The organism is Desulfatiglans sp., assembly GCA_012513605.1.
GTDB lineage: Bacteria > Desulfobacterota > DSM-4660 > Desulfatiglandales > HGW-15 > JAAZBV01.
Genome location: JAAZBV010000054.1, coordinates 1 through 23,898, shown reverse-complemented (window position 1 = coordinate 23,898; position 23,898 = coordinate 1). Strand labels below are relative to the sequence as shown.

Genomic DNA, 23,898 nt, shown 5'->3' with positions numbered 1-23,898 from the left:
TTTGTCTATATGTAAGAATTAAAATTCAGAGATAAATAAAGAAATCACGCACCTTCCATTTTTCTCTTTAGGTCAAGCACCTCCCTGTAGGCTGATCTGAACCTGATGTTATGGATTTTTGATACGGAATCCGCAATATCCTTTATACTCATATCTTCCATTAGCATCTTTTTTATCGCCTCTTCCAACTGTTCGGGCATGGTTTCCTCTTCTTGAGGCTTTTCCATGCCTTCGGTGATTATCACATATTCTCCCCTTGGCTCCCTCTGTGAAAGAATAGACAGTATCTCTTTTACATGACCGCGCACCACCTCTTCATGTAATTTTGTCAATTCCCTTGTGACTGTAATATCCCTGTTGCCAAAAACTTCATGAAGCTGTTCAAGAAACTGTATGATCCGGTGAGGTGCCTCGTAAAATATTATTGTCCTCTTTTCAGATGCTAGTTCCTGCAACTCCTTTTTTCTCTTTCCCGATTTATTGCTCAGAAAGCCGGCAAACAGGAAATTATCCATCTTCAAGCCGCAGACAGAAAGTGCTGCAATTGCAGCGCATGCGCCAGGTATTGGCGTTACGCAGATCCCATTTTCACAGGCCATTTTTATGAGTAATGCACCTGGGTCAGATATCCCGGGGGTGCCGGCACATGTAACAATGGCAATATCCTCACCCCTTTTCAGCCTTTCAATCAGCACAGGTCCAACCGTTTTGTGGTTATGCTGATTATAACTGGTTAACCTTGTGCCTATTTCATAGTGGCTGCAAAGTCTTTTTGTATGGGTTGTGTTTTCGGCTGCAATCAGGTTAACATCCTTCAGGGTTTTTATTGCCCTGAGTGTTATATCCTCAAGATTCCCGATCGGTGTTGAAACAACATACAGGGTACCTGTTTTTTCTGCTTCGATTTTTTTATCTCCATTGATCAACAGCTATTGAAATAGGTTTACGGTTGGGGGTAACAGTCTTTTCACATTTTAATAAGTAAGCTCAAATGCATCCTGTATAACCTCTATTTCCGCCATTTCCTGGTTGATGCTTACTGCAACAACATCAAACCTTGATCTTACATCAGGGCAGTTATTCTCCTTCATGTAATAGAGGGCGGCTTTGGATATCTGCCTCTTTTTCCTTGAGTCTACTGCCTCCTTTGCATAGCCGATATCCCTGCCTTTTCTGGTCTTGATTTCAAGAAAAACAAGGCAGTCTTTGTGCTTTGCTATCAGGTCGATTTCACCCAGGGGGCACCTGTAATTTTTTACAAGGCATTTATAGCCTAGCTTTTTTACCTTTTTGAATGCCAATTCTTCCCCGGTTTTTCCGAGTTCAAGACGCTCTTTTGTCATCAGCATACACCCTTGAATGACATCCTGTGAAAAGGGGATGGACCATGTTTCTTAATGGCATCCAGATGCTGTTTTGTACCGTATCCCTTGTTCTTTATAAACCCGTATTCCGGACAGCATCTGTCATAGACGCTCATAATCCTGTCCCTGTATACCTTTGCTATGATGGAGGCTGCAGAGATAGTGTGGCTCAATTGATCACCTTTTATAATGCATTTATGGGGGAGAGGATTCTGGATCTTAAATATTCCATCAATGAGGAGAAAATCAGGAACGATATCAAGGTGATCCACTGCTATCTTCATGGATTCAAGGGATGCATTGAGGATGTTATGCTCATCAATATATGCGCGGGAAACAACACCAATACCCACTGCGATTGCATTTTTTAATATTTCTAAAAAGGCATTCTCTCTTGCCTTTTCAGACATCTTTTTTGAGTCTTTTACTCCGGGGATGATCAGATCTCTTGGCAGGATGACTGCTGCCGAAACAACCGGGCCTGCAAGAGGCCCTCTTCCTGCCTCGTCAATACCTGCAACCATATTATATCCATCTTTATGGGCTGCTGATTCATAATATAATGGATCAGCAGCCTTTATATTGCCTGTATCTTTGAAAAGAGAAAGATTTTTACTGGCCTTGACCAATTGGCGCAGGTATTTGCTACCTTTTTTCTTTTATGCGGGCAGCCTTACCTTTGAGCTTTCTCATATAGTAGAGTTTGCCCCTTCTGACCTTGCCCTTTGTTATTATTTCTATCTTATCGATTGTTGGTGAATGAAGTGGAAATATTCTTTCAACTCCAACGCCATAGGATACCTTTCTTACTGTAAAAGAGGCGCCTGTAGTTCCCCTTCTTTTGCGGATCACAAAACCCTGAAAGACCTGTATCCTTTCCTTGTCACCTTCCTTTATCCTGGCATGTACCTTTATTGTGTCACCAGCCTGAAAGTCAGGTATATCCACCCTCATCTGTTCATTTTCAATGTGTTCAATAACGCTAGACATTATGTCCTCCTGATGTTCAGTGAAAATCCTTTCACTGATAAACTTATAAAATATTTCCCTGAAAGAGAAAAAAGTGTTTCAATAACTTTATCTATATTCTCCAACCAGCCGGTCAATAATGATCCCTGCGGCTGCCCTGACCGGCAGGTGATTGTATCTGTTTTTTCCTTCTATCGCCTTTAAAACATAATCGGCGCTTTCTATTGCATCACTGTGAAGCCCCCAGGCTGTGCCGAAAAGCAGTAATACTACCCTGTTACTCCCAATGATCTCTTTTGCGATATTGAAGGAGATGGCCTCTTTTACCATTGATGCGCATGTGACTATGGTAACGGGTCTTTCACCTTCGATTTCTATTATCTTATCAATAGCTTCCTCTATTGAAGCGGATATCTCTAATACCTCAATTGCCTCTTTCCTGTCAACATTATAACGGGCACCAAAGCCTGATTTCCAGTGATTTATCAGGTCGGTAACAAATTCCTGCTGATCAGTGAGTGGGGTAATAACAAAAAATCTTTTTATCCCATATGTCCTTGAAATCCTCGATAGATCGTGAAGATCAAGATTTGTAACAGCCGAGGTTATCTTTTCTCTGTTTTTGTTATATACCGGGTAATGTACAAGTCCTGTATAGATCCTCATTTTTTTAAAACTATTCCCAAACATGTTAATTTAATTAAATCAGCCTTTTATACAAAAGTTTTATTTAACCCTTCAGCTTTGACAAGTATTTTTTATCCTCTTCACTGAGCGATGCCTTATCAAGAAGATCCGGTCTTTTAGCATAGGTGCGTTTCAGAGATTGTTCTCTTCTCCACTTTTTTATCTTTTCATGATCACCGGATATCAGGATTTCAGGCACCTCTTCACCATTATAAATCCTTGGTCTTGTATATTGAGGATGCTCAAGCAGGCCCCCTTCAAAGGAATCCTCCTTGTTGGAATTATCACACCCTAATACACCAGGAACAAGTCTTGATACTGCATCAATCACAATCAGGGCGCCCAGCTCTCCCCCGCTCAAGATATAATCCCCGACAGAGAGCTCCATATCCACGTTCTGGGTAATGACCCTTTCATCAACCCCTTCATACCTGCCGCAGATCAATGTTATCTGATCGTACTTTGCGAGGTCCCATGCCATGGGCTGATCAAATTTTTTCCCCTGGGGTGAAAGCAGGATAATAATCGAGTTTTCAGTATGGCCCAGGGATTTTAATGCCCTGTCTATTGGCCCTGCCATCATGACCATACCGCTTCCCCCGCCAAAGGGTCTGTCATCAGTGATTTTATGCTTTCCCCTGGCAAATTCGCGTATATCGGTCACATTTACCCTTAGAATCCCCTTTTTTATTGAACGCCCAAGGACACCTTCTTCCTTAAAAGGTAAAATCAGACCCGGAAATAGAGTTAGGATATTAAACTTCATTTAGTTCAAGCAACCCGTCAATAGCTCGAATAATCATCTCCCCTTTATTCAGGTCTACCTTTTCAATTACATCATGTATTGCAGGGATAAGAAATTCAGAATCATCCTGTCTGACAACAAAAACATCATTGCTTCCGGTGGGTATAATTTCTTTGATATCGCCCAGATACTTGCCTGAATCCAGATAGACCTTCATGTTGATAAGTTCGAACCAGTAATATTCATCCTCACTCCTCTTCTTAAGGAGTTTTTTATCAATCAGGATATCTGAGCCCCTCAGTATATTGGCATCTTCAAATGATTCTACTCCTTTAAGTCTCATCAGAAAGGCGTTTTTATGTGGACTCACATCAAGAACCGTGTATTTAATCGGTTCTTGATGTTCCAGTTTAAAAAAAACCGTATCTGAATAAAAAAAAGACTCTATTGTCCGGGCATAAGACCATACACTTAAAAGCCCTTTCACCCCGTGAGGCTTTATTACTTTTCCGACAAGGAGCAGCGCTTCAGAGGAGACCTTTTTTGTGCTACTCAATTATTTCCAGCACAGATCTCTTCTTGAGTTTTGTTGAAGAAGCGCTGAGAATTGTTCTCATTGCGCGTGCTGTTCTACCCTGTTTGCCAATCACCTTGCCAAGGTCCTCTTTTGCAACTTTGAGCTCAATTACAGAGGTCTGTTCTCCCTCTATCTCGGTTACGATTACTTCTTCGGGTTTATCAACCAATGCCTTTGAAATATACTCGATCAAGTTCTTCATCTCCATAAAGTGACCTCCTTGGATTCAACAGAACATCAAGTCAGTTTGTAGTTGCTGTAACCTTAAATCCTTCTTTTTTTAAAATAGCCCTGACAGTTTCTGAAGCTGATGCACCATTATCAAGCCATTTGCTTACCTTTTCCCGGTCAAGATTTATTTCTGCCGGATCTTTCTTCGGATTATAATATCCGAGAATATCAAGGAATTTGCCATCTCTTGGCGCTTCAGAATCAGCTGCCACAACCCTGTAAAACGGTTTCTTTTTGGAACCCTTTCTTGTTAATCTAATTCTAACAGCCATTTTTTTAGCTATCACCCCCTATGTATAAAAATTAAAAAAAACGCAATCAACCAAACAGACCCGGTAGATTTGCAAACCCTTTACTAGTTATTCTTTCCATCATCTTTTTCATTTCTGCAAAATTCTTAAGAAGACGGTTTACATCCTGAACATTTGTCCCGCTGCCAAGGGCAATCCTTTTTCTCCTGCTGCCATCTATTATCTTGTAATTTGCCCTTTCCTTTAAAGTCATTGAGCTGATTATCGCCTCTACCTTAACCAGTTCTCTCTCGTCCGGTTTCAGCTTCTTAAGCTGTTTAATCTGGCCCATACCCGGTATCATACCAAGTATCTGCTCAAGCGGGCCAAGTTTTTTTATCTGAGAAAGCTGTTTTTTGAAATCCTCTAGATCGAACTTCTTCTTTCTCAGTTTTTTTTCAAGAAGCATTGCCTCTTTCTGGTCGAATTCCTCCTGTGCCTTTTCTATAAGGGAGAGCACATCCCCCATGCCCAGAATCCTTGATGCCATCCTGTCAGGATAAAATGGTTCAAGTGCATCAAGTTTTTCGCCAACGCCGATAAATTTTAATGGTTTACCTGTTACAGCCTTAATCGAAAGGGCGGCGCCGCCCCTTGCATCACCTTCCATTTTCGTAAGTATTATGCCAGTAAAATCAAGTGTCCGGTTAAACTCACCTGCAACATTTACGGCATCCTGCCCTGTCATTGCATCTGCGACAAATAGTATTTCTATCGGACGAACCTTTTCTTTGATAGAAACAAGCTCATTCATAAGGACTTCATCAATGTGAAGCCTTCCTGCTGTATCAATAATCAGCACATCAGAACTGTATCTGCCTGCCTGTGACAGGGCGTTTATACATATATCAACAGGCCCCAGATCTTTTTCCGAAGCGTATACCGGGATATTGAGCTGCGCCCCAAGTTTTTTCAACTGGTCAATAGCAGCAGGTCTGTATATATCAGCCGGTACTAAAAAGGGATTTCTCCCCTGTTTTCTCAAATGAAGGGCCAGCTTTCCGCAGGTTGTTGTTTTTCCTGAGCCCTGAAGACCGACCAGCATTATTACAAAAGGGGTCCTTCCTGTAAGCAGAAGCTCCTGTCTCACTCCTCCCATCAGCCCGGTTAGTTCCTGATTGACAATCTTTATAACCTGCTGTCCGGGGGTAAGGGAGTCAAGCACCTCCTTACCTATAGCCCTGTCACGTATACTGTTTACCAGGTCTTTAACAACTTTATAATTTACATCTGCTTCAAGGAGCGCGAGCCTTATCTCTTTTAGGGCATCCTGTATATTGCTTTCATTCAGCCTGCCATGCCCTCTGACCTTCTTGAAAATCAGATTCAGTTTATCAGATAAATTATCAAACATAATATAGTAAAAAGACTAAAATAGTAAATCGTTAGAATTAAGGGTAAAAAAGTGTTTTGTCAATAAAAAAATCAGTTAGTTTGTTAAAAGAATAATTAAGAAAAAGTAATATTCTATAATTTTTTATAATATAACATACTTTAGGAAATATATGAAACAATTATTTGTTAAATTTCTGTAAATGATCTTTTCGGGCATTTCTTAATGTTTTGTTTGGATGACTTTTTATACCATTTCTGTTAATAGCGGGTTGTTATTGATGATAGAGCTATTCCAAATTTATATATATTTCTAATATATTAACCGAGGGCATATGAACGAAGAGATTATTCAGGAAATTGAACATCTGAGAGAGAAAATCCGGTATCACAACCACCGCTATCATGTCCTTGATGACCCTGAGATAACTGATTCTGAGTATGATAAATTATTCAGCAGGTTACAGCTTCTTGAAAGAGAAAACCCTGAACTGATCAACCCCGATTCGCCGACCCAGAAGGTTGGTGCCGCACCATTAAAGACATTTGATCCTGTCAGACACAGCCAGCCCATGCTGAGCCTTGAAAATGCCTTTTCCGATCAGGAGATAAAGGAATTTGATACGAGACTTAAGAGACTAAACAGTAGCGGTGACCCTATAGAATATGTTGTTGAGCCTAAAATGGATGGGCTTGCTATTGAGCTTGTCTTTGAAGATGGAAGACTTACTAAAGCATCAACAAGGGGTGACGGTTTTACAGGTGAAAATGTTACAGAAAATATAAAAACCCTCCCGGCTGTACCTCATAATCTTTTGGCTCCTGTTGGTGAGGATGAAATCCCCAACCTGCTTGAGGCAAGAGGGGAGGTGTACATGGAAAAAAGGGATTTTGTGGAGCTGAACAGGGTGAGGTTATCAGAAGGTTTAACGCTTTTTGCAAATCCGAGGAATGCGGCAGCAGGTTCATTAAGACAGCTTGATCCGAAGATAACAAAAATGCGCCGTCTTAATTTTTTCTGTTACGGAACCGGGGTTATTTCCGACTATAAAGCCAGCACCTATTATGAGATTATGGTTTTTTTAAAAAGTCTTGGCCTGCCTGTAAACCTTACAGACATGAAGCTCTGTTCAAATATAGGGGAGGTCATAGAGCAATGTCACCATCTTGAAGATAACAGGGATGGTTTTCCATTTGAGATGGACGGTGCTGTTATAAAGGTCAACCGGTTACACCTCCAGGAGAAATTTGGTATTAAAACAAGATCGCCAAGATGGGCTATAGCACGTAAATTCAAACCGGTTCAGGTTATGACGAAAATAAGGAATATTGAGATTCAGGTGGGTAGAACAGGTGCACTTACCCCTGTTGCCCTGCTTGAACCGGTTGAAGTTGGCGGGGTTACTGTAAGGCGTGCAACACTGCATAATAAGGAAGAGATAGAGAAAAAGGATATCAGGATATCTGACACGGTCTTGGTACAGAGGGCAGGGGATGTGATCCCTGAGGTTGTTGAATCGATAAAATCAAAAAGAACCGGAGGAGAAACTGAATTTATTTTTCCTGATAAATGCCCGGTTTGTGGCAGTGCTGTCCTGAAAAAGTCAAATGAGGTTGTGATCAGGTGTCTTAACAAAAAATGCCCTGCACAGACAAATGCAGGGTTAAAGCATTTTGTATCAAAGGGGGCAATGGACATAGACGGGCTCGGTGAAAAAATAATTACCCAGCTTATTGATAAGGGTTTTATAAGCCAGGGTGTGGATATCTACAGGCTGGATAAAGAAAAACTGCTTCAACTGGATAAAATAGAAGAAAAGTCGGCTAATAATATCCTTTCGGCTATTTCTAATAGCAAGAAGACAACCCTTCCGAAATTTATTTATGCACTCGGAATAAGACATGTCGGGGAACATATTGCAGCGGTTATAGCGGACCATTTCAAGAAAATAGATGCCCTAAAGATAGCGGATGAAGATGAACTCCTCTCCATAAAAGAGGTAGGCCCCCAGATAGCCGAAAGCATAGTTTCATATTTTTCGGATGAGGCAAATGTATTGCATATAGATAGCCTTATAAATGAGGGTGTACAATTTGAGGAAGCTTCTTATAACAGCAAGTCGCCTGTCGCCGGAAAGACAATTGTTGTAACAGGGACATTAAACCGGATGAAGCGAGATGAGATCAAGGACTTTATAATAAAAAATGGCGGCAGGGTTGCATCTTCGGTCGGTAAGGGCACTGATATGCTTCTTGCCGGGGTTGATCCCGGATCAAAGCTTGACAGGGCAAGGGAACTGGGCATACAGATAATCGATGAAGAGGGATTTTTTAGTATGTTTTCATAGATGATCCCATATGAAAATAAATGAAAAGCTGAGGAAGGATTTTAAATGCAGAATATGAGGGTGCATCTTATTGTGAGCGGGAGGGTTCAGGGGGTCTGGTTCAGGGAATCAACCAGGCTTAAGGCAGCAGAGCTGATGGTAAAAGGATGGGTTAAGAACAGGTCAGATGGAACAGTTGAAATTACAGCCGAAGGCATGGAACTAAATATAAAAAAATTTGTCGAATGGTGTCATGAAGGTCCACCTCAGGCGGTTGTGCGCTCTGTAACAGAGACGGCCGAGAAATTGAGGGGTGAATTTGATTCATTTAATATTGTATTTTAGTATTTAAACTGTTAATCACAGAGAAGCTAGATTTATAGCAGACTTACTGCCGGTTGTATTAGGTGCCTGTGAAGCGATTAGCCGGTAATGTTTTATTTGATCTACACTTGAATTAAGTATGGAGGTTATCACACATGAAGGCAGGTATTCTCAGGGTTATATTAATTCTTTCCATTCCGGTACTTCTGGCCTTTACATCCGGCTGCGGTGGCGCTGCCAGGGATGTTTACTATGTTGGCGGTGAAACAGCCAAATCATTAAAAAGATTGGTTACCCCTGATGCCAAACCGGTATTAAAGAAGAAGATACTTATAACCCCGGTTATTAATAATTCAGGGATAGATAAATTGCAGACTGATCAAATCATGCAGGCCTGCGTTTCATATATCTCAAAAGATGGGTACCTTGTTGTAAGCACCCTTCAAAAATATGAAGATCAAGATCAGGCATTTCTTACTAAACCATATGGGGCAATACTAAATCCTGCCTATGTGAAAAAATCAGGGGCTTCCGGGATCAATATCCTTCTTGCATGTATTATCCAGCCGGTTGAGGTTACAAAGGCAAGAAAAGGCATATGGCCCTATAGAAAGGATACCCATAAGATTACACTTTCGGTAAGCTTAAACGCGGTGGACACGGTGAATGGCACGCTGGTTGTTTTTGAGGATGAAACCATAGGTTTTAAATCGGGGTTATTAAATACAGATGAAAACGATAAATGGTTACCTGACAGTAACCTTTTACAGAAAAATATTTTGGACATGACAAAGAAGCTCTGTTCCAGTGCAATTAAAAGACTCAGGAAAATTCCATGGCAGAGCGAGCCGGTTGTTGAAGGAGACAACTATGTAATCAGGTCAGGAAGAGATATAGGCATTAATGAAAATACTGTTTTTGAGCTGTTTAAAAAGGGGGAGCCTGCCAAGTCCGGCGCTGGTGGTCAGTATTTCCTTTTGGGTGAAAAAACAGGTGAAATTGGTATCAGGTCAGTGACTGAAGGAAGTGCAGTCCTGAATATTGACGCAGGCCAAAGTGAAATATCTTTTATCAGGGTAAAACAACCGGTGAAATAATAAGCATCTGGAGCAGGTATCAGGTCATGGATAGGATCTCTTTTGCATGGGCTATGGCCTGATCCGTGACCTTCCTACCTCCCATAAGCCTTGCTATTTCATGTATCCTTTCATCATGGTTAAGTTCTGAAATAAGGGTCTGTGTCCGCCCCTCTTTGATCCCTTTTTTAACGAGAAAATGGTTGTTCCCCTTGCTCGCTATCTGTGGGAGGTGTGTTATGCAGATTATCTGATGAAACTGAGACAGCTCATTTATCTTTTCCCCGACCTTTTCTGCTGTAGCCCCTGCTATCCCGGCATCAACCTCATCAAATATGATTGTCTCTACAGAGGTCTTTCGTGCAAGTATGGTTTTCATTGCAAGCATGATCCTTGACAGCTCTCCGCCTGATGCTATTTTTGAGAGGGGTTTAAGATCCTCTCCCACATTGGTGGAGATCATGAATTCTGCCCTGTCATAACCTTCAGGTCCTATCATGTTCAATAATGATGATTGGTTATTTCCGCAAGCGGTAAGGACATCATTAAATTTAACCTTAAACCTCGTACCTGCCATCTCAAGCAGGCCAAGTTCTAGCTCGATTGCCTTTTCCATCTCCACTGCAATCTTTTTTCTATCCTTTGAGAGGTTATCAGCCTCTATCAGCAGGCTTTCTATTACTGCCTCAAGATGTTTTTCGTTCTCTTCAAGCTCCTTTTCCAGCCGGTCTGTATCGTTTATCTGCCGGATAAGCCTGTCCCTGTAAGTAATTACATCCGTTAGTTCCCTGCCATACTTTCGTTTAAGCCCGTTTAAAAGCTGAAGCCTCTCCTCCACCTGTTCAAGTCTTTCAGGGTCTGCATGAAGACCATCTTTAAGGTCTCCGAGCCTGAAAGATACATCTTCAAGTTCAGCCTTTATCGATTCAAGGGCATTAACAAGATCAGAGAGCCTGTTGTCATAGCCGGAACCAGTTCTCATATCTTTAAGACACAAGGATATCTCTGAGAGGATAGATCCTTCTTTTTCATATATCCTGTAATATGATCCGGTCATTACCTCCCTGATCTGTTCAGCATTCCTGAGCCTTTTTTTTTCTTCTTCCAGCTCCCTGTCTTCATTATCCCTGATACCTGCACTGTCGATTTCATTTACCTGAAATGATGAGAGCTCCATTTTTTCCCGCTGGGTTTTTATCTCTGATTCAAGCTGCCTTACCCTTTTCAGGTAAGATTCATAACTGAGAAATAACTCAGTAAGGCTGTATCTCCTGTCACTCAGGTTACCAAGATCATCAAGGAGGAAGAGGTGATTGTCAGGCCTTAGCAGCACCTGGTGTTCATGCTGACCGGATATGCTTATTATCATCATGCCTATGGACGACAGGGTTTGAAGGGTTGTTATACTGTTATTGACTGTTATCCTGTTTTTACCTTCCTTGGATATTGTCCGCTTGATAATGATTTCACCATTAAATGGAATGCTGTTCTCTGACATGAACCTTGAAAGACTGGCATTTTCAGGCTGGTAAAAAAGCGCCTCAACCCTTGCCTCAGAGGCCCCGCTTCTTATGAGGTCAGATGATGCCCTTCCGCCCAGGATAAGATTTACTGCATTAATTATTATTGATTTTCCGGCGCCTGTTTCACCTGAAAGGATATTGAGCCCTGCCCTGAATTCTATTTCAAGATGACTTATTATGGCAAAATCAGAGATGATAAGGTGAGATAGCATATAGTGCGGCCTGTTATATCTGCTCCCAGGTTACCCTCAGGACCTCTTCATATGTTGTTGTACCATCAAACAGTTTTTTTATCGCGTTTTCTCTGAGGGTAACCATGCCCTCTTTTCTTGCCAGATCCCGCATCTTTGCTATATCGGTCTCAGCGGTGATCAGGTTCTGTATACCTTCGGTTACAGGGAGCACCTCATGGATAGCGCAACGGCCAAGATAACCTGTATTCCTGCACCGGTTGCATCCCTTTCCCCTGCTGAGCTGTATGATGCCATCATGCTCTATTTCAAGGCCCAAAGAGCGAAGTTCATCTGCCTTCATCTCAAAGGTCTCCTTGCAATAGGGACATATCTTTTTTACGAGTCTCTGGGCAACAATACCGGCCAGGGTGGCCTTCATAAGGAATGCCGGGATACCCAGGTCAAGCATACGTGTTATGGATGAGGGGGCATCGTTAGTGTGAAGTGTGGAAAGAACCAGATGACCTGTAAGTGATGCCTGGATGGCATTTTGAGCGGTTTCAAGGTCCCTCATTTCACCGATCATTATTATATCCGGGTCCTGTCGCAGTATGTTTCGTAAGATAGAGGCAAAGGTAACCCCCACTGACGGCTGGACAGCTATCTGGTTAAAATCTTCATGGACCATTTCAATAGGGTCTTCCACGGTAGTGATATTGATGTCAGGTGAAGAAAGATATCTCAGGGTAGAATACAGGGTTGTTGATTTACCGCTTCCTGTAGGGCCGCACACAAGAATAATACCGTGGGGAAGATTGATAAACTGCTGATACCTTATAAGATCCATTGCAGTGAAACCGAGTTTTTCAAGGTCCTGAAGTAGTATATCAGGGTCAAGCACCCTCATTACCATCTTTTCGCCAAATGCCACAGGGATTGAAGATACCCTTATTTCAGACTCTACCCCCGCTCTCTCAAGTTTAATACGGCCATCCTGTGGGCGTCTTTTTTCCGCCATGTCAAGCCTTGCAATGGTTTTAATACGACTTGTTATTGCAGGATGGACATTTTTAGGAAGTTCATAGACTGTGTGAAGCGCCCCGTCAATACGCAGCCTTACTATGCTCTTGTTACGTTTAGGCTCAATATGGATATCACTCGCCCTCTGATCAAACGCGTAACTGAACAGGTGATCCACTGCATTTACTATATGCTGGTCATCTGAAAGGAGCTCCTCAGATGACCTCAGTCTTACAAACTGCTCAAGGTTACCAAGATCAATTGAAGGGCCTGAGAACTGGTTTTCAGCCGCAGATATAGAGCGCTTAAATCCATAAAATTCGCCGATGAGTTTAATAATATCAGTTTTTGTGCTCATCACAGGCCTTACCTTCATATGTGTTACCTGTGAGATATCGTTCATTGCTTCCATGTTAAAAGGGTATGGCGTTGCGATGGTTATCTGGTCATCCTTTATCTCAATGGGGATAACAAGATGTTTCATGGCAAAGGTGTGGGGAAGGGTCTTGGTTATAAGGTTGAGGTCAAGTTTTAAGGGGTCGATCTTTTTATAGGGGACCTTCCAGACCTTTGCCAGTACCTGAAAGATAGTCTCTTCATCAAGAACCTTTGTCTTGTCATCATACCTCTCAAGCTCAAGTGATGTGATAATGTCGACAATATTGATAGGGTTTGTTGCTTTCAACTTTGAACCGGAGGCTGCATTCCTCAATGTCCTGATCTGTTCAAGTTTGGATTTTATCTGGTTTTTTTTGACAAGTATCTGTTTGCTCTGCTCTTTAGTTAAAAAGCCTGTGGTAAGCAGGATCTGACAGATATTATCATCACTGAAGCTGTTATTTATTTTACAATTCATAGTTTAAGAAAAGATAAATTAATAATGCCAATTTAATAATAGAAGACTAATTATTATTTTCAGGGAGTCTATATTTTAAGCGAAGGTATTGCAATGGTTTTTTATTCAATCCTGCAATCATAGGAAAAATAATACTGTAAAAAAGATTTACAAACGATAATTAATGAAACATTGTTCTTGCCCTTAAAAACAGGGCTTCTCAATTGGTAATGGAAAATATTGTGATAAATCAATATAATAGCCCTGGCTTATTTTTATTAATTTGTCATTATTATGGCATTATTCTTGCTTGATTATCTGCGACTTACCTGTTTTATAAAACCATTTTTACAGATTGAATCAAAAAAACCGATTTAAGGCAACCAATATGAAGGCTGATACAGTAAAAAGAGAGTCAGGCTTTTCGCTTATTGAACTTTTAATAGCCATAGGGCTCGGGATTATTATCCTTGCTGTTATTTTTAGCACCTTTAAATCCCAGCAGGACTCATATCTGTTGCAGGGCCAGGTTTCCATGGCACAGCAGAATCTTCGGGCAGCCCTTTATATGATCACCCGTGACATACAGATGGCAGGTTACTATACCAGTTTTGTTGATGCGGAATACTCGTCCGACTGGGATGATAACCCTGTTACCCCTGATGTTGCGATCATGCCTCTCATTTATCTTATTAATAACGCAAAGGGGATACCTGATGTCAAAGAGGGGACAGATATCCTTGTAATAGTCAGGGCCAGTGATAAATACAGGAGGCTTGAGGCAGGTGAGAAGGGTAATCCCGGTGATCCTGCATCTGCCAGTCTTATACTTGCGAGCTGGGTCAAGAACGGGAAGGTAAAAGATGCAAGGGACCTTGATGGGGATGGAGATATTGATCTCAAGTATTACACTGGAGCAGGCCATTCAAAATACGCTATTCTTGTTAAGGAAGACTTGAGGCGGGCTGAGGTTTTTGAGGTGGGCGCTGATAATGGCTTTATCTTCAATTCAGGCCTGGTTGAAACATACGGGGCAGGTGACAGCATTCATAAACTTGATGTGATCATGTATCTTATAGATAACTCAGATCCGGAACACCCCTGTCTCAGCAGAAGAAATATAGGCACGGATAACAGTTTTTCTGTTATAGCCGAAGATATGGATAACCTGCAATTTGAGTTAATCCTGGGAGATGGTTCAATTATTGATAACCTTGATGAGAGTAAAAATATCCCCTTTGTCCGGGCAATAAAGGCATACCTTATTGCAAGATCAGAAACCACTGTAAAGGGATATACTGATCCTGGCACATATGACATGGGAGAAGCCGGCATTTATAGGCCTGCTGACAGTTATATGAGAAGGATGCTTTCATCAACAATAAAGACAAGAAATATGAGTGGCAGATAATCTCTTTTTTTATTCACAGTGGTCAGGGAGTCAAAATGTGTATCAGACAAAAAGGGTTTAACAGGTTTTGCCAGGGAGGCTTTACTGTTATTGAGGTGATGATAGCAATAACCATCCTTGCCATTGGCCTTTTAGGGATTGCATCCATGCAGATGAATGCAATAAGGGGTAACAGCCTGAGTGACAATATCACATGCGCCCTTGCCCTTGCAGAGGATAAGATGGAAGAGCTTATGGGGCTTGATTATTCTGATCCAGCGCTTGAGGATTCTGTTTATGAAAATAATGATAACCTGATAGAGGTTGCCAAGGGGCAGGTGGATAAACAGGAGGCCCTTATTGATGAAACAGGAAAACTGAATGCAGGCCATTTCAGACGGGTCTGGAATATAGCAGATGATACCCCAATTGATGATAATAAAACTGTTACAGTAATTGTTTTATGGGACAAAGAGAGGCATCAGGTATCATTGACGTCAGTTAAAAGAAAATGAGGTATTATCCAGGAGGAGACAGTGAATAACATGACAGAAACCGGTAATATTACTGTGATTGCCCTGATGATCCTGGTAATCCTCATGCTCATAGGCATATCAGCAAGCAGGACCTCAAATACCGATGTTATTGCAGCACGCAACCTAATTCCTCACAAACAGGATTTTTATGTAGCAGAGGCAGGGCAGAATATTGAGGCTATAAGGATAGGCTGTGGTGAATATCCAGTGGTTGCTTCAGACAGCCCTGGTCTTGTTGTTGCCGATAATACTTACGAGGTTGTGCCGGGGAATTCATGTGACTACACCGTAACATATAAAGGCCATTTTTCTCCGCCAAAGGGCTATTCTGCCCTGCACTTTTCCAGGCATGATTATGAAGTGGTGACCAAAAGTGGTAAAAATGCAAGCAACGATGTCAAGGTAATGGCAAGATATTATATCGTTGGCCCCAGAATGGAGTAACAGGTGATCCAAAAAAATTAGAGGTAAATGATGAAACAAAAAGAGTTCAGATCAAAAGTGATCATTATATTAGCGCCTGTTTTATATCTCTTAAACCTCCTCACATTTTCATTGGCTCAGGAACCAGAGAAACAAATTTCTTTCTATGACTTCAGGGGTGATATACAGGCATTTACTTATGATCTGCCGCTAAGCGACTCATTTAAAGAGCAGTATAAAAAGGGGATATCCTATGCTGCCCCTGTGATTACACACGATAATGATAATCAGACCCAGAGCGGGGATAAGATATATATGGTCTTTTTCGAGCCGGTAGAAAAGGGTGGCTGGCGAGGCAATCTTAAGAAATACGGGTTATCATATGTTGAGAGGAACGACTGCACCGGCATGGATGAGCCTGAATGGGTGGTAGTGGATAAGGATGGTGATATTGCGGTTGACTGTGACGGCTCATTTCTCAATACCTCTATTTCCTTCTGGTCTAATGCACCGGATGGAGGGAGTATTGAAAAGGGCGGGGCAGAAGAACTACTTGCTTCTTCTGTACCTGAACCATATGCCTACCCTGATCTTGATGCATATTACTCATTCAGGAATATCTTTACCGTGGCCCCTGATGGCTCTCTCATACCATTTAAGGATGTCACCAATACAGATCTCGGTGTGGATACGGATATAAAGAGGTATAATATAATTAATTATGTTTATGGATACACATCTGAAAGTGAGGAGCGTTCGGGTATCCCCGGCTTTCCTGTTGCAAAAAGGGAATGGATACTTGGTGATATCATCCATTCAGAACCAAAGCTTATAGACTATTACGACCCTGCAACAAAAAAGCTGCAATACAGGTATATTGCGGTCGGTGCAAATGATGGGATGCTCCATGTGTTCACTGATGCGGATATCTATTTTAATGGCAAGCCATATTCACCGGGCGATGAAATATTTGCCTTTATACCAAGGGATCTCCTTTCGAGGCTTTCGACTGTTGCTGATACATCCTCTCATGCATTTATGGTAGATGGGTCACCCGCTCTATTCCAGGATATTACCACCAATGAAAGCGGGTATAAAAAAAAGAGCCTGGTGTTTGGCGAGCGGGAAGGGGGGCGTAATTACTGGGCGCTTAACATCTCATCACCTGACCCTTTTACATGGTCTGTTAAATGGCATATATCGGGCGGCCCTATAGAAATCAATACCCCTCTTACAAAAAATATCAGTGAGCTTGGATATACATGGAGTAAACCATTTTTTACCGCAATAAAAATTGCAGAAGGGGTGACTAAAGATATCATGGTATTTGCTGGCGGCTATGATCCCCTTGAGGATACATTTCCTGAACCATTCATGGATTCAAATTACAATGGTAAATGGGACACAGGCGAGGCGCATGATGCTGCACCCGGCGGCACAGGTGGATATGACAGGTTTAACCCTGGGGCTGATAATATGGGAAGGGGGATATTTGCAGTTGATATTGAAGATGGCACTCTCCTGTTCAGCGCCACATATGGTGAAGGTGTTGAAAAAAAGAGAGGCATCAGCCAGACCTATAACAATATGAAATGGTGTTTTCCTGCAGATATCTCGGTCATACCATATTCAGAAAGATATCTGCTTATGTATGCCGCTGATATATATGGCCAGATATGGAAGATAGTATATGATTATGATGCAGATACCATTAACGCATATGAAAATGAACTCTCAACAAGGTGGAAGATCAAGCGAATATTTACCTCTAACCCCGGTTCATCCCTTGCTCCGGGCATTGGTTCAGGGCTGGCCTATCCCTTTACAGACTCTGATCCTGATACCCCTTCTCTTAATTATATGGACCAGGGCAGAAAGACATTCTATTCACCTGAGGTATCTCTCACAGGTAATGAATGGACAAATATGCCTGTCCTATATTTTGGCACTGGTGACAGGACCCACCCACGTTATGCCATGATTTTAAACCGGTTTTATGCGGTGGCTGACACAGATACCCTTATTTTTGAGACAGAACTTTTAAATCTGACATGTAATGAACTTGATGCTGATGCAGACACGGATAATGATGGGGCGATTAATGATAAACAGGATGATGAGGCTCTCAGAAATGAACTTAAGCAGCTTTTTAATGAAAAAAAGGTTAAGGGTTTCTACCGTATCATGGACAGGCAGGGAGAATGTAAAGATGATCTTAATGCCGACCATACAGGCGAGCATGTACTCTCACAGCCCAGGCTTTTTGCAGGCGTCATTTATTTTACATCATTCCAGCCTCTATTTGATGACCCATCAAACCCGATTGGGAAAAATTATATTTATGCCATTGATTATTCATATGGGACCTCTGTATTAAACCACGCTAAAGATGATGAGAAGGATTTTGAACTAAAGACACTGGAGGACACTTATGTAAGCATGACAGGCCCCGCTATTCCTTCCGGCATAGAGATAATCACAAGAAAAGGCCATGCTTCAGGGTATGCAAATATTGGAGACAAGATAAGCGGTATTGCGGAAGAACTGGGCTCAAATATCCCTGAGCCGCCCGGAGGGGTTACGCAGATGCTATGGGAGATAGAATGATAGTGTTAACAGGGATTCACTTATAAAATATTTTAAAAAGAACTGGCAGTGGTTTAAATCTATCTCCATGATTTGCTGTTTTTGTCCCATTTTTTAATATGTATTACACCGGATGACAATGTGCCTACTGCAAATGATGACCCCTTGCTGTTTGCGAGATACACATAACCCGATGTTCCTGTTCCCCTGGGGTTAAAGGTTACAGCATTGCCTGCGTAACTTACCCCATCCGCTGGCGGGCTTCCTCCTGTTTTTGTCGCATCTTTTATTGCCTTGCCATAACCAAAGGCCACTATGGAATCTGAAGCTGCTGGATTGAAAAAGACTGTTTTTTCAATTACTCCATCTGCCCTTATAAAACTGTAAGAGTTATTTGCTTCTGTATTAAATACTATTTTGTATTTATCATTTTCTTTTATTGACCTCATTTTTGCGAGGTGCATATCAGCATAAAGCTCTTTTGCTATGGCTCTTAATCTGTAATCCGGTATCCATGTTGAAAAAACAGGCGTTGCTACTGTGGCAAGGATACCTGCAATACAGAGGACAAATAACAGCTCAAGGAGCGAAAAACCTTTGCACATTAAATCTTTTTCTATCATGTCTTTGAAATTCATGACCTTCCTCATGTCAGGATTTTGTTTGTTACAAATAAAAATCGGATCAAAAATAGAAAAACAAATAGTTAGTGTCCATCCAGGATTTGTCTCTTTCTGGATGAACGCCAGTTAATTATAGCAAATAGCAGGCCATAAAAATATTCCAGTAAAATCAATTAGATAAGTATTTTTAATATTTTCAGTGCACCTTTTTATGTGTAGAGTGCACATTTTTAAGTGCAAACTCCATTGAAAGTGCTGTTATCAGGGATATAAGATAAAGATCTCTGAGAAAAACAGCTATTCATAATTCAAGACGAAAAATCCAAAGAGTTAGCTGACAGCTGATCGCTGAATGCTGAAAGCTCCATCCAGAATTTGTCTCTTTCTGGATGGACACTAAATATTTAATGAAAAGAGATATTTTACCGATGAATTGTCAAAGAGGCGCCTTTTTAAAAAATATCTTTTATGTAAAACACAGAAAATAAGGAGATTGGCATAATGGGAAATTTATATGCAGGTATGAGTGTTGGCATGGGTTTTATTCTTTTCTGCATAATACTCTCCTTTATATGGATAATATTTAAAAATTATGCCAGAGGGGTCTTTCCCGGTAAAAATACAGACCAGATGGAATTTTATGGTTATCAGGCTTGCGGAAACAGAGATGAGCAGAGAAAAAATGTTTACAGGGCAGAGGTCGCATGGCCTGTCTTTATTAAGACCGGGAACGGTATTGTCAGGGCTGTTATCAGGGATATTAACAGGTCAGGCGCATTCATTAAATGCGACAGCCCCTGCAAACCCAGAGAAAGATTCCGCATTTTGATAAAGAGCACCGAGAAGAGACGCATACTTCTTAATGCGGAGGTGGTATGGTCAAACACCGGTATTCCTGAAGAAAAGGTCGTTACACGCGGTATGGGCATCAGGTTTATTAAAAATCCTGACAAGAATTTGACGGCTCTTAAACTTGCACTTGATGAATATGCAGGAAACGAAAAGATGGCCCCTTTTCAGCGGGCGTCATCTTTATCACACCCTTGAAAGACAGAAGACCCTCCAGGTTTTAATATTATATGATTTTATCAAGCAGCGTATGAAATAGATAAAAACAGCTAACCACAGAGGACACGGAGAGCACGGAGTAATAGTATGAAAATGATTAAAATCTTTGTGAACTCAGTGCCTCTGTGGTGTAAAATTTTTGTATTAACGTCAATGACTCAGGTGCAACCTATTTGTTACCGATTTTCCCCTTATTATCCTGTAACTTATCCAGCTCTTCTTTACATTCTTTGAAATCAGGGTCAAGTTTTAACGCCTTATTATAGTTTTCTTCAGCAAGGTCAAGATGCTCCATGTTTTTTTCTTCTATTGCCATTGCATGGTAGACTGATCCAAGTGCAAAAACAGGATATGCCCTTTTAGGGCTGTATTTCATGGAAAGTTTTAAATACTTTATTGCCTTTTCATACTCCTCTTTTGTGAAGAGTTCATATCCTATGTCACTGTAGGCAAGGGAAAAAATATCTCTCAGGTTTTCAACAAATTCAGTGGGTGAAAGATCATTGTCTTCATCAAATGGGGTAATCTCGACAGGTTTTGCATCAGAAAATGGAAATTTAATCATAAGGGCCGGTTCCTGATCTTTAATAAACTTACTTGCCAGTTCCTTATCAAAATCATTCCCTTCCAGATTGACAACGACCTTTAGCGTATCGTCTAAAAAACTGTACACCGCATAATTTCGTAAATAATTGTCCCTCAGTTTCTGGGATAACTCTTCGGATTCTATATAAAAAAAGAGGATCATCGGCGTTTCGTTTTTTATTGAAGCGCTCAAGGCATCCTCATAACCGGATGCCCCCTGATACCAGCCAGGCAGGTCATATGAAAATGCAGTAGAAGGTGTAATAAAAGAGATAAATAAAGTTATAATAATTACATGAAAAGAATATATAAAATATTTTTGTAAATGCCTCATTTTTTACCTCATACTCGGCGGTTGCCGGAGTGTTAATATTATTGACGCTGTAAAATAAGTTATCACTATCATAATTTGATTATTTTGCAGGATTTGTGCCATATCCCCTGTATTATTAATATGATAGATGATGAGCAGGATTATGGCACTTATTTTGCTTAAATGCAATTATGAATCACAGGTTTTTGCTTTATTCATAACCGGTTATATTAAAAAGGGAGCAAGAATGAGGATTAAAATAAAAATTAAGAGCACTGAGAAGGGCTTTACACTTATTGAAATGGGGGTAACCATGGGCATTATGGCTATCCTTGCGGCAATAGCCATACCCATGTTTTCAGTAATGATACCTGATTATAAATTAAAACAGGCGGCACAGGATTTATACTCCAATCTGCAGAATGTAAAGATGGCGGCCGTTCGTACGAACAATATTCATTATATTGAGTTTACCCCTGGTTCTTATACATCCAATTACATAGACAAAAAGAATGGGAACGCTGTTGTTCAACTCTCTTCATATTCACTTGCTTCCTATGGGCAGGGTATAACATTCGGCAAAGGTGACGCTTCTGAGATTCCAGATATAGGTGCCTACGCTGATGACAAGGCACAGTTTGATACAAGAGGAATGGGTCTGTCAGAGGGCTGCGTTTACCTGACCAACTCAAAAAAAACTGCCTTTGCTGTATGCAGCAGGACGTCCGGTATAGTAACAATACGAAAATGGATTGGCTCGGAATGGCGATAAAATAAAGAGAGATCTTTACGGAGAGATATTAAATGTTAAAAAAATATCATAGAGAAAAATCATATATCCCTTTAAAAAGTGAAAAAGGGTTTTCTATTATAGAACTTCTTGTGGCAATGGCAATATCCCTTGTGGTTCTTGCAAGTGTCTATTCTGTTTTCAGGTCACAGCAGAAATCAACCTTGGTGAGAGAACAGATTAATATGATGCAGCAGAACATCAGGGCCGGAATGACTGTAATGACAAGGGATATAAGGATGGCCGGTTATGTTCATCCCACTGTATCAGCAACTCCAGGAATAGTCGGGGCAACAGCCACTGAATTGGAGTTTACCCGATTGAAGGATGATAATACACTGCCTCTTCAGAAAATAAAATACAGCCTTTCTAATGGAAACCTTATAAGAAATGTTGCAAATGAAGATGGAACCGATGAGAAAAATCAGATAATTGCCGAAGATATTGATCTGCTCGATTTTGTATATCTTGATGTGGATGGAGAGCAGACAACTGTATTCGATGAAATCAGGTCTGTACAGGTTACAATGATAGCAAAAACAGGCAGGGGAGATCCTGGTTATAAAGATACAAATACATATGAAAATCAGAAGGGCCCACTTGTGCAGGCAAATTTTAATAACCCGCCTAATGACAATTTCCGCAGAAGGATGCTCACGCGGGAAATATATTGCAGGAACCTCTTTTAATACAGGAGAAAGAATAATGTGTAAATATTTTCAAAAAATTAATGGAAATCTCAGTAATGAAAGAGGTTTTACCCTGCTTGAGGTGATAATGGCGGTTTCCATACTTACTGTTGGCCTTTTAGCTGTAGCCTCAATGCAGATATCAGCAATGAGGGGTAACTCTATGTCCATGACATACACCGAAAGCACTGAGAGGGTGCAGGACAAGGTTGAAAAGCTGCTTATTCAAAGGCTTATGGACAGCACTTCAGAACTTCATGATAAGGCTCCTAAAAATGGCGTTAATGGGCTTAATGACCTGGGTGAAAATGCAGACTACACTGATAATAGTAACCCAGGATACACTGTCTACTGGAATGTTGCAGAGGACTATGCAGGCGGAAAGGCGCTGAATGGTATAAACACAATCAGGGTGATTGTTACATGGCGGGGTGGCAAAAGATACTCCTTTGATATTTTAAAAAACAGAATTTAGGGCTATCTGCTTTAAGTGCCATTAAAAGAGGAAAAAATGACAAGAGAAAAAGATATAATAAAAAATGAAGAGGGTTCAGTGTTGATTGTAGCCCTTGTTATACTTGTATTGATAACAATCATGGGGCTTACCGTAACAAGAAATGCGGATATTGATATCCAGATAGCAAAAAATGAACGTGAATATGTGCAGGAATTCTATACAGCAGACAGTGCCTGGCGTGAAGCGATCCAATGGCTTGATGCAAGGGCGAGCGCCCCGTCTCATGCTAATAAAGATCTATATGCGTTAGGCGATGAGGATCATTCTGAATATTATAATGTGCGTAACTATGGGAACGGCCCTGAAGGAACATATAATCTCTCGTTTGATCAGAATCAGGACGGCACCCTGGGGTCACTTGATTACTGGTACAAAGTTGCCACAATACCTGAGATCGAACCTTCAAAGGTGGCCGGTTTCCGGGATACATTTAAAACGTTCAGTTATGTGATTTCCGGTGTTGCAGAAGGTGCGCAGAGGGTTGAAGTTACAGTAACAAAGGTGCTTAAAGAGGGGTATTAAAATGGCCAGTAAATATAGTCTCCCATTATTTTGTAATGCCGTTTCTTTTTATGAGGAAAGAAAAATGAAAAAGACTAATATAAATATAATATTTTTGATACTTTTTTCCGCTTTTATGCTTTTCCCAACCAGGGTTGCATTTGCAGATGCACCAACAATAAGTTCAATAGACGATCTAACGATAGATGAAGATACGAACACAGGAGCATTGGCTTTTACAATAGGAGATATTGAGACAGCGGTAAATGACCTGACAGTTACAGGAGCATCAAGCAATACTACCCTTGTTCCATTGGCGAATATAGTCTTTGGAGGAAGCGGTACAGACAGGACAGTGACAGTAACTCCTGCTGGAAATCAGTTTGGAACTGCCACAATAACAG

Annotated in this window: 27 protein-coding genes; 13 read left to right on the top strand and 14 right to left on the bottom strand. The window is 41.0% G+C overall.

Features of this window, described 5'->3' with window-relative positions; genetic code table 11:
* Nucleotides 1–44 precede the first annotated feature (44 nt).
* The 10 genes from rsmI to ffh all read right to left on the bottom strand — a co-directional run bounded on the left by rsmI (nt 45) and on the right by ffh (nt 6,217).
* A complete protein-coding gene (rsmI, locus tag GX654_07125; GenBank protein NLD36625.1) occupies nt 45–926 on the bottom strand; it encodes a 16S rRNA (cytidine(1402)-2'-O)-methyltransferase in 882 nt (293 codons plus the stop codon).
* Nucleotides 927–974: 48 nt separating this feature from the next.
* Nucleotides 975–1,343, bottom strand: coding sequence for a YraN family protein (locus GX654_07120; GenBank protein ID NLD36624.1), 369 nt, complete (start codon nt 1,341–1,343; stop codon nt 975–977).
* A complete protein-coding gene (locus GX654_07115) occupies nt 1,343–1,993 on the bottom strand; it encodes a ribonuclease HII (protein NLD36623.1) in 651 nt (216 codons plus the stop codon). The genes GX654_07120 and GX654_07115 overlap by 1 nt, the downstream gene beginning before the upstream one ends.
* A 16-nt stretch (nt 1,994–2,009) precedes the next feature.
* Complete coding sequence (gene rplS, locus GX654_07110; protein ID NLD36622.1) at nt 2,010–2,357, bottom strand: 50S ribosomal protein L19; 348 nt, start codon at nt 2,355–2,357, stop codon at nt 2,010–2,012.
* Between the two features lie 84 nt (nt 2,358–2,441).
* Nucleotides 2,442–2,999, bottom strand: coding sequence for an RNA methyltransferase (locus GX654_07105; GenBank protein NLD36621.1), 558 nt, complete (start codon nt 2,997–2,999; stop codon nt 2,442–2,444).
* Between the two features lie 64 nt (nt 3,000–3,063).
* Nucleotides 3,064–3,786, bottom strand: coding sequence for a tRNA (guanosine(37)-N1)-methyltransferase TrmD (gene trmD / locus GX654_07100; GenBank protein NLD36620.1), 723 nt, complete (start codon nt 3,784–3,786; stop codon nt 3,064–3,066).
* Nucleotides 3,776–4,321 (bottom strand): 16S rRNA processing protein RimM, encoded by a 546-nt coding sequence (rimM, locus tag GX654_07095; GenBank protein NLD36619.1) that lies wholly within the window; start codon nt 4,319–4,321, stop codon nt 3,776–3,778. The genes trmD and rimM overlap by 11 nt, the downstream gene beginning before the upstream one ends.
* Nucleotides 4,314–4,544: a KH domain-containing protein gene (locus GX654_07090; GenBank protein NLD36618.1), complete on the bottom strand. Its 231-nt coding sequence runs from the start codon at nt 4,542–4,544 to the stop codon at nt 4,314–4,316. Before GX654_07090 ends, rimM begins: the two co-directional genes overlap by 8 nt.
* A gap of 40 nt (nt 4,545–4,584) precedes the next feature.
* Nucleotides 4,585–4,845 carry a 30S ribosomal protein S16 gene (gene rpsP / locus GX654_07085; protein NLD36617.1) on the bottom strand — a complete coding sequence of 87 codons (261 nt, stop codon included), beginning with the start codon at nt 4,843–4,845 and terminating at the stop codon, nt 4,585–4,587.
* A 46-nt stretch (nt 4,846–4,891) separates the two neighbouring features.
* Nucleotides 4,892–6,217, bottom strand: a complete 1,326-nt coding sequence (gene ffh / locus GX654_07080) for a signal recognition particle protein (protein NLD36616.1) — start codon at nt 6,215–6,217, stop codon at nt 4,892–4,894.
* A 313-nt stretch (nt 6,218–6,530) separates the two neighbouring features.
* On the opposite strand from ffh, the gene ligA reads away from it, so the two are divergent.
* The 3 genes from ligA to GX654_07065 all read left to right on the top strand — a co-directional run bounded on the left by ligA (nt 6,531) and on the right by GX654_07065 (nt 9,943).
* Nucleotides 6,531–8,543 carry an NAD-dependent DNA ligase LigA gene (gene ligA, locus GX654_07075; protein NLD36615.1) on the top strand — a complete coding sequence of 671 codons (2,013 nt, stop codon included), beginning with the start codon at nt 6,531–6,533 and terminating at the stop codon, nt 8,541–8,543.
* 45 nt (nt 8,544–8,588) lie between these two features.
* Nucleotides 8,589–8,867, top strand: a complete 279-nt coding sequence (locus tag GX654_07070; GenBank protein ID NLD36614.1) for an acylphosphatase — start codon at nt 8,589–8,591, stop codon at nt 8,865–8,867.
* A 134-nt stretch (nt 8,868–9,001) separates the two neighbouring features.
* Nucleotides 9,002–9,943: a hypothetical protein gene (locus GX654_07065; protein ID NLD36613.1), complete on the top strand. Its 942-nt coding sequence runs from the start codon at nt 9,002–9,004 to the stop codon at nt 9,941–9,943.
* Nucleotides 9,944–9,962: 19 nt separating this feature from the next.
* Here GX654_07065 and recN read toward each other — a convergent pair whose 3' ends face one another.
* Nucleotides 9,963–11,657: a DNA repair protein RecN gene (recN, locus tag GX654_07060; protein ID NLD36612.1), complete on the bottom strand. Its 1,695-nt coding sequence runs from the start codon at nt 11,655–11,657 to the stop codon at nt 9,963–9,965.
* A gap of 13 nt (nt 11,658–11,670) precedes the next feature.
* Nucleotides 11,671–13,494, bottom strand: a complete 1,824-nt coding sequence (locus GX654_07055) for a type II/IV secretion system protein (protein ID NLD36611.1) — start codon at nt 13,492–13,494, stop codon at nt 11,671–11,673.
* A 367-nt stretch (nt 13,495–13,861) separates the two neighbouring features.
* Between GX654_07055 and GX654_07050 the strand changes: the two genes are divergently transcribed.
* Genes GX654_07050 through GX654_07035 form a run of 4 tightly spaced genes read left to right on the top strand, consistent with a single transcriptional unit; the run spans nt 13,862 to nt 18,429 of the window.
* Complete coding sequence (locus tag GX654_07050) at nt 13,862–14,884, top strand: hypothetical protein (GenBank protein ID NLD36610.1); 1,023 nt, start codon at nt 13,862–13,864, stop codon at nt 14,882–14,884.
* Nucleotides 14,885–14,919: 35 nt separating this feature from the next.
* Nucleotides 14,920–15,378, top strand: coding sequence for a prepilin-type N-terminal cleavage/methylation domain-containing protein (locus tag GX654_07045; protein NLD36609.1), 459 nt, complete (start codon nt 14,920–14,922; stop codon nt 15,376–15,378).
* Between the two features lie 21 nt (nt 15,379–15,399).
* Nucleotides 15,400–15,843 (top strand): hypothetical protein, encoded by a 444-nt coding sequence (locus GX654_07040; GenBank protein NLD36608.1) that lies wholly within the window; start codon nt 15,400–15,402, stop codon nt 15,841–15,843.
* A 27-nt stretch (nt 15,844–15,870) separates the two neighbouring features.
* The gene (locus GX654_07035; GenBank protein NLD36607.1) at nt 15,871–18,429 is read left to right on the top strand and encodes a hypothetical protein; all 2,559 of its coding nucleotides are present in this window, start codon (nt 15,871–15,873) and stop codon (nt 18,427–18,429) included.
* 59 nt (nt 18,430–18,488) lie between these two features.
* Here the strand turns inward: GX654_07035 and GX654_07030 are convergent, their stop codons facing one another.
* On the bottom strand, nt 18,489–19,046 hold the full coding sequence (locus GX654_07030) for a prepilin-type N-terminal cleavage/methylation domain-containing protein (protein ID NLD36606.1): 558 nt from the start codon (nt 19,044–19,046) through the stop codon (nt 18,489–18,491).
* Between the two features lie 486 nt (nt 19,047–19,532).
* Here GX654_07030 and GX654_07025 point away from each other — a divergent pair, with 486 nt between their 5' ends.
* Nucleotides 19,533–20,078, top strand: a complete 546-nt coding sequence (locus GX654_07025) for a PilZ domain-containing protein (protein ID NLD36605.1) — start codon at nt 19,533–19,535, stop codon at nt 20,076–20,078.
* A gap of 190 nt (nt 20,079–20,268) precedes the next feature.
* Here the strand turns inward: GX654_07025 and GX654_07020 are convergent, their stop codons facing one another.
* The gene (locus GX654_07020) at nt 20,269–21,018 is read right to left on the bottom strand and encodes a hypothetical protein (protein NLD36604.1); all 750 of its coding nucleotides are present in this window, start codon (nt 21,016–21,018) and stop codon (nt 20,269–20,271) included.
* 226 nt (nt 21,019–21,244) lie between these two features.
* Between GX654_07020 and GX654_07015 the strand changes: the two genes are divergently transcribed.
* The 5 genes from GX654_07015 to GX654_06995 form a co-directional block, all read left to right on the top strand.
* On the top strand, nt 21,245–21,769 hold the full coding sequence (locus GX654_07015) for a prepilin-type N-terminal cleavage/methylation domain-containing protein (protein NLD36603.1): 525 nt from the start codon (nt 21,245–21,247) through the stop codon (nt 21,767–21,769).
* A 32-nt stretch (nt 21,770–21,801) separates the two neighbouring features.
* Entirely contained in the window at nt 21,802–22,476 is a 675-nt protein-coding gene (locus tag GX654_07010; GenBank protein ID NLD36602.1) for a prepilin-type N-terminal cleavage/methylation domain-containing protein, read from the top strand.
* 16 nt (nt 22,477–22,492) lie between these two features.
* Entirely contained in the window at nt 22,493–22,951 is a 459-nt protein-coding gene (locus tag GX654_07005; protein ID NLD36601.1) for a prepilin-type N-terminal cleavage/methylation domain-containing protein, read from the top strand.
* Between the two features lie 36 nt (nt 22,952–22,987).
* Nucleotides 22,988–23,515 carry a hypothetical protein gene (locus GX654_07000; GenBank protein ID NLD36600.1) on the top strand — a complete coding sequence of 176 codons (528 nt, stop codon included), beginning with the start codon at nt 22,988–22,990 and terminating at the stop codon, nt 23,513–23,515.
* A 1-nt stretch (nt 23,516) separates the two neighbouring features.
* Nucleotides 23,517–23,898: hypothetical protein (locus GX654_06995; protein NLD36599.1), on the top strand; the 382-nt coding region annotated here is incomplete at its 3' end.